14 protein-coding genes are annotated in these 13761 nt (G+C 52.6%); 9 read left to right on the top strand and 5 right to left on the bottom strand.

Going from position 1 to position 13761, the window contains the following annotated elements; translation table 11 throughout:
- Nucleotides 1-36: 36 nt before the first annotated feature.
- From EHT87_RS26160 to EHT87_RS26145, 4 genes are all read left to right on the top strand, one after another.
- Nucleotides 37-489 carry a GatB/YqeY domain-containing protein gene (locus EHT87_RS26160; protein ID WP_124909761.1) on the top strand — a complete coding sequence of 151 codons (453 nt, stop codon included), beginning with the start codon at nt 37-39 and terminating at the stop codon, nt 487-489.
- A gap of 82 nt (nt 490-571) precedes the next feature.
- Nucleotides 572-1159, top strand: coding sequence for a CvpA family protein (locus EHT87_RS26155; protein ID WP_185716352.1), 588 nt, complete (start codon nt 572-574; stop codon nt 1157-1159).
- Nucleotides 1156-2211, top strand: coding sequence for a dual-specificity RNA methyltransferase RlmN (rlmN, locus tag EHT87_RS26150; protein WP_124909760.1), 1056 nt, complete (start codon nt 1156-1158; stop codon nt 2209-2211). The genes EHT87_RS26155 and rlmN overlap by 4 nt, the downstream gene beginning before the upstream one ends.
- Nucleotides 2212-2365: 154 nt before the next feature.
- On the top strand, nt 2366-3781 hold the full coding sequence (locus EHT87_RS26145) for an inorganic phosphate transporter (protein WP_124909759.1): 1416 nt from the start codon (nt 2366-2368) through the stop codon (nt 3779-3781).
- 7 nt (nt 3782-3788) lie between these two features.
- Here EHT87_RS26145 and EHT87_RS26140 read toward each other — a convergent pair whose 3' ends face one another.
- Nucleotides 3789-4601 carry a lysophospholipid acyltransferase family protein gene (locus tag EHT87_RS26140; protein ID WP_124910191.1) on the bottom strand — a complete coding sequence of 271 codons (813 nt, stop codon included), beginning with the start codon at nt 4599-4601 and terminating at the stop codon, nt 3789-3791.
- 244 nt (nt 4602-4845) lie between these two features.
- Here EHT87_RS26140 and EHT87_RS26135 point away from each other — a divergent pair, with 244 nt between their 5' ends.
- Nucleotides 4846-5538, top strand: a complete 693-nt coding sequence (locus EHT87_RS26135) for a porin family protein (RefSeq protein WP_124909758.1) — start codon at nt 4846-4848, stop codon at nt 5536-5538.
- Between the two features lie 175 nt (nt 5539-5713).
- Here the strand turns inward: EHT87_RS26135 and EHT87_RS26130 are convergent, their stop codons facing one another.
- Nucleotides 5714-6346, bottom strand: coding sequence for a hypothetical protein (locus EHT87_RS26130; protein WP_124909757.1), 633 nt, complete (start codon nt 6344-6346; stop codon nt 5714-5716).
- A gap of 320 nt (nt 6347-6666) precedes the next feature.
- Here EHT87_RS26130 and EHT87_RS26125 point away from each other — a divergent pair, with 320 nt between their 5' ends.
- Nucleotides 6667-7041 carry a DUF3244 domain-containing protein gene (locus EHT87_RS26125; protein WP_124909756.1) on the top strand — a complete coding sequence of 125 codons (375 nt, stop codon included), beginning with the start codon at nt 6667-6669 and terminating at the stop codon, nt 7039-7041.
- A 59-nt stretch (nt 7042-7100) separates the two neighbouring features.
- On the opposite strand, the gene EHT87_RS26120 is transcribed toward EHT87_RS26125, so the two are convergent.
- On the bottom strand, nt 7101-8132 hold the full coding sequence (locus EHT87_RS26120; protein ID WP_124909755.1) for an aldo/keto reductase: 1032 nt from the start codon (nt 8130-8132) through the stop codon (nt 7101-7103).
- Nucleotides 8133-8247: 115 nt separating this feature from the next.
- On the opposite strand from EHT87_RS26120, the gene EHT87_RS26115 reads away from it, so the two are divergent.
- Complete coding sequence (locus EHT87_RS26115) at nt 8248-8553, top strand: hypothetical protein (RefSeq protein ID WP_124909754.1); 306 nt, start codon at nt 8248-8250, stop codon at nt 8551-8553.
- A 5-nt stretch (nt 8554-8558) separates the two neighbouring features.
- Here EHT87_RS26115 and EHT87_RS26110 read toward each other — a convergent pair whose 3' ends face one another.
- Nucleotides 8559-10880 carry a glycosyl hydrolase family 95 catalytic domain-containing protein gene (locus EHT87_RS26110; protein WP_124909753.1) on the bottom strand — a complete coding sequence of 774 codons (2322 nt, stop codon included), beginning with the start codon at nt 10878-10880 and terminating at the stop codon, nt 8559-8561.
- Between the two features lie 178 nt (nt 10881-11058).
- On the opposite strand from EHT87_RS26110, the gene EHT87_RS26105 reads away from it, so the two are divergent.
- On the top strand, nt 11059-11586 hold the full coding sequence (locus EHT87_RS26105; RefSeq protein WP_221622079.1) for a DUF6265 family protein: 528 nt from the start codon (nt 11059-11061) through the stop codon (nt 11584-11586).
- 2 nt (nt 11587-11588) lie between these two features.
- Here EHT87_RS26105 and EHT87_RS26100 read toward each other — a convergent pair whose 3' ends face one another.
- Nucleotides 11589-12449 (bottom strand): glycosyltransferase family 2 protein, encoded by an 861-nt coding sequence (locus EHT87_RS26100; RefSeq protein ID WP_229321370.1) that lies wholly within the window; start codon nt 12447-12449, stop codon nt 11589-11591.
- Between the two features lie 175 nt (nt 12450-12624).
- Here EHT87_RS26100 and EHT87_RS26095 point away from each other — a divergent pair, with 175 nt between their 5' ends.
- Nucleotides 12625-13758 (top strand): MBL fold metallo-hydrolase, encoded by a 1134-nt coding sequence (locus tag EHT87_RS26095; protein WP_124909752.1) that lies wholly within the window; start codon nt 12625-12627, stop codon nt 13756-13758.
- Nucleotides 13759-13761: the final 3 nt, after the last annotated feature.

The raw sequence follows: 13761 nt of genomic DNA, 5'->3' as shown, positions 1-13761 counted from the left end.
ACTCTTCACTCATAACTCTTAATTTTTAACTGAAATATGGCGCTGAAACAACAAATCGATGCTGACATCAAGGAGGCCATGAAGGCCAGAGAGCAGGATCGGTTGCGGGCATTGCGGGCGATCAAGTCGCTGATTTTACTGGAAGAAACCAAAGACGGTTCGGCCGGGGGCGACATCAAGCCCGAAGACGAACTAAAACTGCTGACCAAAGCCGTTAAACAGCGGAGAGATTCGGCCGATATTTACCGGGCACAGGGCCGCGACGACCTTTTGCAGGCCGAACTGGCGGAAATTGCCATTATTGAACATTATTTGCCGCAGCAACTTTCGGAAGCCGAACTAAAAACCCGGGTTCAGGAGATCATCGCCCGCGTTGGGGCCACCGGTCCGTCGGATCTGGGAAAAGTGATGGGCGTTGCCACCAAAGAACTGGCCGGACAGGCCGAAGGAAAAGCTATTTCCGCTTTGGTAAAGAATTTGCTGAGTTAACGTACCAACGGGCTTTAGCCCGTATGACCAGGAATTGGGTAGTTTGCTAAAGCACACGGGCTAAAGCCCGTAGGTACGTTATATGAAAATCCTCGACATCATCATCCTCATCACGTTGCTCTATGGCGCGTACAATGGCTACCGCAAGGGTTTGCTGGTGGAAATTGTGGCCATCATTGCGTTCATCGTGGCGATGATCGTCGGATTTAAGTTTCTGGGTTTCGGCATCGACCTGCTGGCTCCGTACATCAGCATGGAAGTGGCCCGGCGCTTGTTGCCGTGGCTGGGCTTTTCCATTATTTTTTTTCCGACGGTTTTTTTGATCAACCGCATCGGCTTTTCGCTGCGCCAGTCGCTGAAATATACGCTGCTGGGAACCTTCGACAGCCTGGCCGGAGCCGCCGTTGGAATTTTTACCTGGGTATTCGGAATTAGTGTAATGCTCTGGTTGTTAACCTGGATGGGAATACGAATGCCCGTGAAACACACGCAGGAAACGTATCTCTATCCGGTCGTCAAACCCATCGCGCCCATCGTCATGGACGTAACCTCCGGCTGGATTCCGGTGGGAACGAACTGGATTCGGAAACAGAAAGAAGAATTCTCGCGCAACGGGTCTGACAACGATACGGACGATGCCAACGGGGAAAGACCCAACAAAAAAGGATGATTACGACGAAGCAGGACATACGAAAACTCAGTGATGACCAACTGAAAACCTGGCTGACCAGTCACGGAGAACAGGGTTTTCGGGCGAAACAAATTCAGGAATGGCTCTGGAAACATTCGGTACGAACGTTTGAGGAGATGACGAACCTGTCGCTGAAAACGCGGCAATTGCTGGCGGAGCATTTTGAAGTGCGCACGCTGGCGGTATCGAAACAGCAGCAAAGTGCCGACGGAACGATTAAATCGTCGTTCCGGCTTTACGACGGCAATCTGGTGGAAGGCGTGTTGATTCCGTCGCTGCGGAAAAGTGAGGACGACCGCATGACGGCCTGTATTTCGTCGCAGGTGGGTTGTTCGCTGACCTGCAAATTCTGCGCAACGGGCTACATGGACCGCAAACGCAATCTGGAAGCCAGTGAAATGGTCGACCAGGTGGTGGCCATCGACCGCCAGGCGAAGGAAGCCTACGGCACCGGTCTGACCAACATTGTGTACATGGGCATGGGCGAACCGCTGCTCAATTACGCCAATATGCTGGCGTCGGTGGAACGGATCACGTCGCCCAACGGCCTCGGAATGGCCGCCAAACGGATTACGGTTTCGACCGCCGGTATTGCCAAAATGATCAAAAAACTGGGTGACGATCAGGTGAAATTCAACCTGGCGCTTTCGCTCCATGCCGCCAACGACGAAAAGCGCAACCAGATCATGCCCATCAACGAGAGCAATTCGCTGCCTGCTCTGGCCGAAGCGCTGACGTATTTTTACCAGAAAACCGGTACGCGGGTTACCTTTGAATACATCGTTTTCAACAACGTCAACGACACGCTGGACGACGCCAGGGAGTTGTGGCAATTCACCAAAAAAGTGCCCGCAAAAGTCAATATCATCGAATACAACCCGATTACGGAGGCTGATTTTAAAAATACCGATCCGCAAACGCTCGACCGGTTTGCCGGGTTTCTGGAAGATCGGGGCGTGATCGTCAACATTCGCCGGAGCCGGGGCAAGGACATCGACGCGGCTTGCGGGCAATTGGCGGGGAAGCAATAAACTACGGCCCCCGTCAGGTTTTCAAAACCTGACGGGGGCCGTAGTTTATTGCTTAACATTTAGGTAACATTGCCATCAAAAGTTTACCGTACTTTTGGACAAAATTGATTTGTTGAGTTTTTACTAAGACTCAGTTTCACAGACTTGTATCTGCATGTTCGGATTAGAAACGGATATTTTTATCCTCCTCGCTCTTTGTCTCTTCGCTGCCTGCGCTTTTGAATTTGTCAATGGATTTCACGATACGGCCAACGCCGTCGCTACGGTAATTTACACCAACTCCCTGAAACCCAACATTGCCGTTGTCTGGTCCGGTATCTGCAACTTTGTCGGGGTATTATTCGGCGGTATTGGCGTTGCGATGGGCATTGTCAACCTGCTGCCGGTCGAATTGCTGGTCGATCAGAATGTCTATCACAGCATTGCGATGGTGCTGGCCCTGTTGTTCAGTGCGATTATCTGGAATTTGGGAACCTGGTATTTTGGCTTGCCCAGCTCCAGCTCACACACCCTGATTGGCTCCATTCTGGGGGTGGGACTGGCTTTTTCAACGATGGGCCGCGCGGGCGAACGGGGTGGCGTCAACTGGGAAGAAGCCGAAAAAATCGGAAAAGCCCTGCTGCTTTCGCCACTAATCGGGTTCAGTCTGGCCATTATTCTGATGTTTCTTCTGCGCCGGTTGGTGGGTAATAAAGACCTTTTTAAAGAGCCCAAGAAAAATACGCCCCCGCCGACCTGGATTCGGTCCATTCTGATTGCCACCTGTACCGGTGTCAGTTTTTTCCACGGTTCGAACGATGGACAGAAGGGGGTGGGGCTTATTATGTTGATTCTGATCGGCATTACACCGGCGTATTTTGCCCTGAATAATAACATCGACCCAACCACGATGCGCGGGAATCTGGTGCAGATTTCACAAATCATCAACAAAATCGACACAACGGGCTTATCGGATACGGACCGGCGACGAATAGCCGAAACGAAGGCTGAAACTTCTGACCTGCAAGGCGTTATCAGCATACCGCTCGAAGATGGCAAATTTAAATCGGGGGAACGGTTGCAAATTCGCCGGGATTTGCTGCTGATCAACAACAACGTCAAAAAGTTGATGGAAAGCGAAGATGTCGACCTGAGTGCGACGGATATCAATACGCTGACGACCAACCTGAACGAAAAAGTGGGCCTGCGCCGGTTTACGGATTACGCCCCGCTGTGGGTTATCCTGATGATTGCGTTGTCGCTCGGCTTAGGAACGATGGTCGGCTGGAAGCGGATTGTGGTAACGATTGGTGAAAAAATCGGGAAACAGCATTTGACCTACGCCCAGGGCGCTTCGGCGGAGTTGGTGGCCGCTACAACCATCGCCCTAGCGACGCTCTACAAAGCCCCGGTCAGCACGACCCACATGCTCTCGTCGGGAATTGCCGGAAGTATGGTGGCCAGCAAAGGGATCAAGAACCTGCAAGGCGGTACGGTTCGGAACATCGCCCTGGCCTGGGTCATGACGGTACCGATTTCGATTACGCTGTCGTTCACGCTGTACCTGCTTTTCCGCTGGATTCTGGATTAACGTAACGTCACAGCCACGTCAGTTTCTCTTTCGGAATATCCTGCTCGATGGCTTCCCGCACTTTGTCGATCAGCGATTCGACGGACTCATCGGCACTGTATGCCAGGGGCGGTTTGAAACGTACGCTCAGTTGTGTATTCCGTTTCTTGAAGCGCAATCCTTTTTTATCAAACGCCCGCCGAAACCCGTTGATAACCACCGGAATAACAATTGGCGTGTTATTTTTAAGAATGTGCGCCGTGCCTTTGCGGATCGGTGCGTAGGGGCTCGTAGTTCCCTGCGGAAAACTGATCACCCAGCCGTGTTCGAGGGCCGCTGCAATGCGGTCGTTGGCCGTAGTATCGACTTCCCGTTTCACATCCTGCCCTTTCGCCCGCCAGGAACGCTCAACCTGGATGGCACCTCCCAGCGCAAAAATACGGGGCACCAAACCGCCGTTCATCGTTTCACTGGCCGCTACGTAATAGTTTCGAGCGCGGGGCCAGAGCAAATAAACCGGCGGCACAATGGTGTTTTTGAAACCCCATTTGACGCTGCAGAAAATGTGGTAAAAGGCAATTACATCCGCAAAATAAGTCTGGTGGTTGGACAGAAAAACGACGTTATTAATCGGTAAATCCGCCAGGTGCTCCGTCCCCTCAATGGTTAGTTTGTTGTAAAGCGTATACCGGAAATACGTAACCCAGCCAATGATGGCAATCATTATCCGCTTGATAAACATCGCATTACCAAACGGATCTCTTTCAAAAACGCCCAGAAAGTCCAGTCGGTCAAGCGGTTTTGGCAAAAAACTGTATCGGGTTGGTTTTTTGTAGGTTATCATTCCGGGTCGGTATGGGCGAATAGGTAGTAAATCAACAAAGACACTACAATGTTTTCGGCAAAAAGTACTATAAGATCAACGAATTAGAAAGAAACCCGAAGAAAAATAGGGGCCGCCATTAATCCATTGCTACCGGCGAATGTCCAAGCATCAAATTACGAAATCAACCGGGAATACCAGCGAATAGAACGGAAGCGACCGGTTTGCAATCCAACACAACCAACCAAGCTTTTTATCAGTCATGAAACGCATCACATGGGCAGGAATCGCTGCGATGACCTTTTTACTAATTCAAACAGCCTCCGCTCAGGTTCAGGTCGGCTTTCGGGCGGGAGCCAATTGGGGAGCGGTTTCCAAACCGGAGTTCCTGGACAGTTTTTCGCCCACTTTCCGCCTGTCGGCCGGTCCAACCGGCGCTTTATTTCTGGAAGTGCCCCTCAGCGACCGCGTAAGTATACGCCCCGAAATTTCGTACGTTCAGAAGGGTTTTGTGATCGATGAGGGGTTTAAACTGCCAATCGGGAACTGGAGTTTGCCACTGGGTGCGCGGGCGGCTTACCAGACGCGATACGTGGAAGTGCCGGTATTGGCCAAAATCAATTTGAATGAAGGGCCGGTTCAGGTCTATATGCTGGCTGGGGCCGCAGCGGGTTACGCCGTCAACGGCCGCATTCGCTCCCGCACCAGCGGTATTTTTCGGAGCCAGCCCATCGACGTCGACATGAATATGGGCTCGTTCGGCTATAACCGCTGGGATTTTAGCGCCATTGGCGGGCTGGGACTGAGTGCCGAAGCGGGACCGGGTAAATTCTTTGTCGAAGCACGCTATGAACACGGTTTTTCGCGCCAGTATGATCTGCCCTTCATTCAGCTTCCCATCCGGAACCGCGGAATCAGCGCGTCGATTGGGTACTCGTTTGCAATTGGGCAATGAAAGGAAGAACGATAAAATAGCGAATAATGAAATCATCAGCCGACTGACTTCGGTGTTCGCTGGTCAATCGTAATTCAATACAAGACAGTTTGTGTGTGTTTAAGGGTTAGAGTTGAACTGGAAAAGCCCGGTGCGTTTGCGCCGGGCTTTTTTGCTTTTTTCCAATACCGCGCTTTTATAGAATCCCTTTCACGAATCCCAGAACACTATCCAGTTGGCCCTTCACGGCGGGTTCGGCGGCTTTCGCCACAACGCCCCCTTTGCTCAGTTTCGAGAGGCCGCCCAGCGCTGTCGTCACCAGCGAATTGCCGGTGCTGGCGTTGCTTCCTCCCAGCGCCGAAAGACCGGTTTTGACCAGATTCAGATTGCTCGTCAACCCGCTCACTTTTGAGATAAGATTTCCGCCACCCATCAACTTTTCGATCTGATTGGCACCCAAAGCGGTTTTGGCCAGACTAACGGCTTTTTGCAACACATCACCCTTGAGCAAACCGCTCTGTGCCAGCGGAATGAGCTTTTTCAGATTGCCAACCTGGGCCAGTAATTTGTCTTTCAGACTGCCGGTGCTGCTTTTCGCTTCGGTTTCGAGAGCGGTGGTTCCGGCCTGCAACGCCTTGACGGTGCCGGCTTTGTCGCCACTCGTACTGGCCGCTACGGCTTTATCCAGCAGGGCGGCTGTTGAGTCGGAGCTTGTCTGAAGGGTGTTCTGTGCGGCAGGAGCCGCCAGAACTGGTAAAGCCGCTGAGGCAATTGGAGCAAAGCCAGCAGCCGCGAGCGAGACCGCCAGGCTGACAACGATTTTTTTCATACGCGGGTGATTCATACGGTTTTAAGACAGATTTGATTGATTTCGTAAGCGGACAGAAAGTTAATGCTTTTACAAACAAGAATAAGAACCGAAGCAGAGTTTAGTTTTTCAGCAACCGCTTTCTGTCCGTACACTTTTGTCCGCATTTGAACAGCTATTGTCCGGCTTCGTACACCTAAGAAGATGGTGTTATTTATTTATACGTTGATTATCAGTTGGTTATAAAATTGACAAAGCCCTGGCACGGCGTTGGCATATAGATAATCGAACAGGTAACAACGATACTAAGACATAAACAACACAGTTAAACAACAAATACCATGATGAATTTACTGAGTAATCTGATCTGCACGGCTATCTTAAGCACCGCACCAATCGACAATGCGCCCGCTGCTAAAACCCTTTCGTTCGATGCCAGCGCCTACGTCACCGTTAACAACCAAATTCGGGTTGCCGTTGCAAAATCGAAACTGGAACCGGTAATGATTCTGCTGCGGGACGAAAACAACCGGGTTATGTACCAACAGTTTGTTGGTAAAAAGCAAGAGAAATACGCCGTCAAACTGAATGTGGCCGAGTTGCCAAACGGAAAGTATGAACTGGAGGTAAAATCGAAAGACGGTAGCATCCGTAAAGAAGTGAATTTGGGCTCTGAGCCCATCGAAGCGCCTACCCGACTGATTGTCATGAAGTAAGCCATTTTCGAAGGTTAAAAAATCAGAAAGGCCAGGATCGACCTGGCCTTTCTGATTTTTCAACCAATGTATTTTTTTCGATCACCAGACTGGCGGTCGACCATCCAACCCGGATATTCGGGAGCCAGTTTGCTGATTTCATCCAGCTTTTTCAACTCATCGGCACTCAAAACGACGTCGACGGCTTTGAGGTTATCTTCGAGCTGCTCCGGTTTTTTGGCTCCGATGATCACCGTGGTTACCACGGGCTGGTGCAACAGCCAGGCCAGGGCGATCTGAGCTACCGAAATGCCTTTTTCTGCGGCCATCGGCTCCATGACATCCAGAATGTCGTAGGCTTTTTCTTTATTGACCGGCGGAAAATCGAACGTCACCCGGCGCGAATCTTCCGGCTGTTTGTTCCGGCCGTATTTGCCGCTCAGCAAACCGCCCGCCAGTGGGCTCCACACCATCAGACCCACTTTCTGGTCGAGCAGCAAGGGAACGACTTCACGCTCCAGATCCCGCCCGGCAATGGTGTAATAGGCTTGCAGGGATACAAATTTGGCCAGGTCCTTGTGCTCTGAATACGACAGGGCTTTCATCAGATGCCAGGCCGCCAGGTTGCTGCAACCAATGTAGCGCACCTTTCCACTGCTGACGAGATCGTCGAGCGCGCGGAGTGTTTCTTCCAGCGGAGTCAGAAAATCGAAGCCGTGAATCTGGTAGAGGTCGATGTAGTCGGTATTCAGTCGGCGCAGACTTTCTTCCGCCTGGTGAATGATGTGCTTCCGGCTCAATCCGATCTGATTTGGCCCTTCGCCCATTTTGCCGCGCACTTTGGTCGCAATCACCAGATCATCGCGATGAAGACCGAGGTTTCGGATGGCCTGACCGGTCAGTTTTTCCGAAACACCTTCAGAATAAACATTGGCGGTGTCGATGAAATTGATGCCCGCATCGACCGAGCGTTTAACGAGTTGATCGACCGGTTCCTGATCCAACTGGCCAATGGATGCCCACATGCTCGTTCCGCTGCCGCCGAACGTCATAGTGCCTAAACAAAGTTCGGAAACCAGCAAGCCGGTATTTCCCAGAAGGTTGTATTTCATTTTTATGCTGATTTTAGGGTTATGGGTACCGCTTCGGGCTGCTTTGAGAAGCGTAATCCTGTTGACTTTAACAAAACCGGCTGCAATTCGTTTCATTGATCAAATGATCTCTAGTATGCGCCCGATTTTGCTGTTTCTCGTTTTTTGTTTTTCGGCCGGTTTCTGTTTGGGTCAAAGTGATACGCTTCGTCAAAAACCGCAACAACTGCCAACCACCATTGCGCCCGTTGTGACACCTTCGAACAGCGTACCGATGACGAGCCCGGCTGCGGAGCCCCTGTCAACCCCCGGAACGGTGATCAGCCCGCGCGAGGGGCGGGGCAAACGCAAAGTCCGGGTTGTTCCACCGAGCGAACCCAATGCGTTTGGGGTGGGTGCCACGCTGGAAAAAAGAGATACGACCCGGCGCAAAGACAACTAACTGGATTATTGACTTTGCAGCGTTACCGAACCGCCCGGTTGTATATTTAATGTCACAAAACCGGGTTCGGCGGGCTGAACCGTCGCCCATTGCGATGCTTTGACGGCGTAGGTTTTAAATGGCAATTTCAGGCGGGTCGTTCCGCCTTTCTCCGATTTTAGGGTAATATCTGTTACGGCCCCGGCCCGTCGCTGGGCGCTGACCAGAAAAGCGCCTTCCGTTCGTAAATCCGTAAAACCGGCGTCAGCCCAGGTGGCGGGAATGGCCGGGAAAATCTCGATAAAACCGGCATAACTCTGGATCAGCATTTCCTGCAAACCGGCGGCAAACGCAAAATTCCCTTCCAGCGTAAAGGGGCGGTACGTAAACTTCGACTTTCCCGATTTGGTCTGATCGCCGTTTAGGTGGAACGAATTCACGGAACAAAAAGCGGAGGCAAACGTGTGCAGGGCTTCGGCGGCACCCGGTCCGTCCTTGGCCCGCGCCTTTAGGCTCCCCAGCCAGGCGTAGGAATACCCGCACCACCAGTCCGGCCCGACGCGGTCGAGCAACGCCAGCGAATTCCGGATAATTTGCTGCGACGCTTCGCCGTCTTCCCACCGAATCAGGCCCAGCGGATGGATGGCCATGAGGTGTGAAAAATGGCGATGCGATTCGTTGTAAGGCAAACTGGCGGCAAACATCAGTTCGTTCTGATCGCTCAGGGCAAAATCCGCCAATTGATTTTGAATTGCCTGCCAGTGTTTGACGTCGGCATCAATGCCCAAAACCGTTGCCATTTCCGTAGCGGCTTTGAAAACGAACTTCATCAGCGCCAGATCGTAATTGGTATTGGTCGGAAACCAGGCCGCCAGGCTGTTGTTTTTGATCTCCGGGCTGGAACTGATGGGCAGTTTGCGCTTCCCGTTTTCATCCAGAACCGTAACCTGTTCCAAATGCCGGGCAACGCCTTTCAGCCACGGATAGGCTTTCTGGCGTAGAAAAACCGCATCCTGACTATACCGCCACTGCCAATGATAATGCTGGGCCAGCCAAGCCGAAACCGTCGGCGAAAGCGAATATTGAATCCAGCCCCCCATTTCCTTGCCCGTCAGCGTCGTAACACCGGGCACAGCAATACCGTCCGTTCCGAAATACCGCTTCGTGTAATCGCGATACGTTGGCAGGTTCTCTTCGAGGTGATTGATGTAACCGATGCTTTCTTCGAGGTGGTTTCCGCTGTAGCTCGGCCAGTAGCTCAGTTGCGTATTCAGATCGTGGTGATAATCGCCTTTCCAGGGCGGAATCCGGCCGTTGTCGGCGGTCCAGACGGCCTGGAGCGAAATCGGCGGGGCGTCGGCGCGGGCGGTGGCTCCAAACTTGTAGGTTTCCAGGTACCACTGTTTTCGGAGCAGGGAGTCGGGCACCTGAACCGACGATTTGGACCAGAACCGTTGCCACCAGGTTCGGTGTGAAGCCAGGTCGGCGGTATATGTCCGGGCCGAAGAGCCGGTTTTTGTCAGACTGGCGGTTTTCTGTTTTTGGGGATACGCCGACGAAATGGCCCAGGTCCCTTCCACCGTCTTTCCTTTCTGGGTCCATTGCACCGTAACATCATACGAAAAACCGCCCCAGCCGATCTGATGATACGTTATCTTGTTTTTTTGCCGGGAAACTTTCCCCTGTGTATAGCCCAGTCGCACCAGATCGTCGCCATCGACCACCGCGTTTTCGGCTTTTTCCTGAATGGATTTTCCGTACGCAGGCGGGATCAGTTCGGGGATGAAGTTGGCCGGAATATTCTCGAAGCGAAACCAGCCAACCGGCTCGGTCGCGTGGACAAACGAACGTAAAACCGCCCCGTTCTGCCAGTTTACCTCCGAAACCGCATCCCGAATAAGCAGGCGGGCGGATTGGACCGGACCCCAGCCCGCCGTATTGAATTCCAAAGCCGCCCCCGGAATTTTGGTGGGTCCCGGTTCTTCATCATACGGTTTGTCGAAATAATCCTGAACGATCTTGTACTCTTTTTTCTTTACCTGTTCCTGAACCCACCGGAAACTGAATTCGGGCCGGTCGATTCCTTTCATCGGGCGTAAATCCCACAAATCCACCCGATCGAGTGAAAACCGGAGCCGGTCGTTTTTCTGCCAGATCAGCGCCCCCAGAACGCCATTTCCCAGCGGCAGGGCTTCATCCCAGCGGGTCGGCAGTTGCGAAAACCGTAAATCGTTTGGACTGACCTGGAGTGATTGGGCACATGTGGGCTGATTTCCCAGCAGAAAACTGCACACGACTCCGGCCAGAAAGAAGCGAAGCCGGTTCGCGCGGACGATTTTAGTGATCATAAAAAGGAAAGGGTCAGTACATTGGAAGAGCAAGGTCTATAGGGGCGTTCAAAAAAGCAAATGAGCGTAAAGAAGTGGGTGAAAGAATTCAGATAAGTGCCGGACGAGGTATCTTTTTTCCCACGTCTTTCCTCTTTAATCCCGGCTTAGTATCTTGCCACTCCATAAACCTGATCCCATGAACCGATTTAAAAACTTCCGTTTCGGAAAACTCCGCGATTACGCTCCCTTTTCAATCCTGATTGCGCTCTATTTGTTGGTCAATCTGGCGGCTCAGGCCCAAACCGGCTCGCTGGCCGACGTCAGCTTTATGGAAGGCCGCTGGAAAGGAACGTTCAACGGCGGGCCGATCGATGCCGCCTGGGCAGCTCCGCAGGGCGACAATCTACCCGGTTTTATGCGCATGATGAAAGACAACAAGGTGACGATGTACGAGATGTTGATCTTTGAACAGACCGAAAAAGGGCCGATTGTGCTGGTCAAACACTTCAAACCCGGTTTGATCGGCTCGGAAGAAAAAGATAAATCGGACCGGTATTCGTTCATCGAAGCCAAAAAGAACCAGGCGCTGTTTGAGAAAGAAGACGGCTCGATCCGGATTATTTACGAAAAACGGTCGGACAACCAACTCGTGATTCAACGCGGCAACCAAAAAGACGGCAAGTGGGTGTTCGCCGATCTGTTTGTGTTCGACCGGGTGAAGTAAAGTCAGTAAAAACTCTCGATTTTAAGGATTTGCTCTTCAACGGCGGGTGGAATGACCCGCCGGTTTCGCAAAATAAAAGGGGCCGCCCGCAGGGCTTTCAGATACCCTTTGCGCACGTCGGCATTGGTACGGCTGGCGCGATGAATGAGTAAGGTGTGCCGCAGCGCGTAGTACCACGGACGGCGCAGCCAGTAATACCAGAGCGTATCCCGCGTGATGTTTTGTTGCCGAAACGAATAATTGCGCACCGGCGACGGGTAATGATGGGCCACCAGATCCTCGGCGTAGGCCAGACTCCAGCCTTTGGTCCGCATGTCGACCGAAAACATCCGCTCTTCGCCCGCGATCGCAAACCGCCGGTGAAAACCGCCCACGTCCATAAAAGCCGCCTTACGAACCACCACCGCACAACACACGAATCCTAAAATGGCTGGTCCGGGCAACGGGCGCGGGTCCGTCAGCGGGCTGTTCTGCATGGCATCACAGACGGGGTCCAGGGTTTCGTCCGCATTCACCAGCACCTTTCCCGCCAGCACGCCCAGGTGCGGGTACTGTTTAAAATAAGCAACGGCTTTCGTCAGAGCGCCCGGTTCCCAGAACGAATCATCATCGCAAAACGAAACCAAGGGCGTTTGGGCCATCCGGACGCCTTCGTTGCGGGCAGAACAGGCCCGGTTTTCGCGTAATTCCACCACCATTAAATCCGGAAAACAGGCCCTAACCCGCTCCGGCGTGCCATCCGTCGACGCATTATCGACCACAATCAGGGGCGGTTTTTCGGGTAAGCGGGTTAGTTTGTCCAACGTCCACAAGAGGGTATCGATCCGGTTGCGGGTCACAATAACAACAGAACAATCTTGCATAATCAGAATTCCGGTTGATTTCATCTCTCGTCACAACGCGTTTGGGGGAAGACGGTTGGGGAAGAATAAGGATACGGACTGCGGGTTTTTGGGCAAAGGCCGGAACTAGGCCGAACACCAGGGTGTTCCCTGTCGAATGCCTGCCTGATCAGCAGCACCCACCCCGTTTGTACTGATGAAAAAAGTCCTGAAAAGAATGGCCCTTATCTTCGTTTCTCTGCTTGTTCTTGCCGTAGTTGCTGTCATTGCTTTCGTAAATCTGGCCCCCCAATTCGGTGAAAATGCCACCGGCGAGCGCTTGAAACGCATCCAGGCTTCCCCCAATTTTAAAGACGGTACGTTTCAGAATCTGGTGCCAACCAGTGTCGATATGCCCGCTGGTAAACTGGTGTCTGCCACCTATAAAATGATGACGGGCGTACCGGGTGCCGAACCCGCCGATACCATCCAAACCGTACCGTTCGATGTGAAAACGTTTGAAGGCAACGGCGGACCGGATCAGGTGGCCATCAGCTGGTTCGGCCATTCGTCGCTGCTGATCCGGATTCAGGGAAAAACGCTGCTGACCGACCCGGTTTTTGGTGAGCGGGCGTCGTTTGCGTCGTTTGTTGGTCCGAAACGATTTCCGTACGACCATTACATGAACGTGGATGAGTTGCCGCACGTGGATGCCGTCGTCATGTCGCACGACCACTACGACCACCTGGATTATGAAACGTTTACCAAGTTAAAGGGAAAAGTGACCCGGTTTTTTGTTCCGCTTGGGGTGGGGGCGCACCTGGAAAAATGGGGCATTTCACCCGACCAGATAACCGAACTCGACTGGAATGAATCCACCAAATTGGGCGATCTGACGCTGGTTTGTGCCCCGGCTCGGCATTTTTCCGGTCGCGGTATTACCAACCGAAACGGAACGCTGTGGTGTTCCTGGGCTTTGTTGGGGACGCAAAAGCGCGTTTATTACGGGGGCGATACCGGCTATTATCCGGGCCTGAAAACGATCGGCGAAAAATACGGTCCGTTCGATCTGGCTTTGCTGGAGTGCGGGGCCTACAACGAAGACTGGATCGATATTCACATGATGCCCGAACAAACCGCTCAGGCTCAGCTGGATGTCAAGGCCGACCTGCTCATTCCAATTCACTGGGGTAAATTCAATCTGGCGTTACACACCTGGCGCGATCCGATTCGGCGGTTGTTAAAACGGTCGGCGGAACTGGGCACCAAAATCGCTACGCCCCGGATTGGCGAAGTAACGGTTTTGGGTTCGACGGTGCCAACCGGGCACTGGTGGGAAGCAATGCCGTAATCG

Source organism: Larkinella knui (assembly GCF_003858645.1).
GTDB lineage: Bacteria > Bacteroidota > Bacteroidia > Cytophagales > Spirosomataceae > Larkinella > Larkinella knui.
This window is presented reverse-complemented; position numbering and strand designations above follow the sequence as displayed.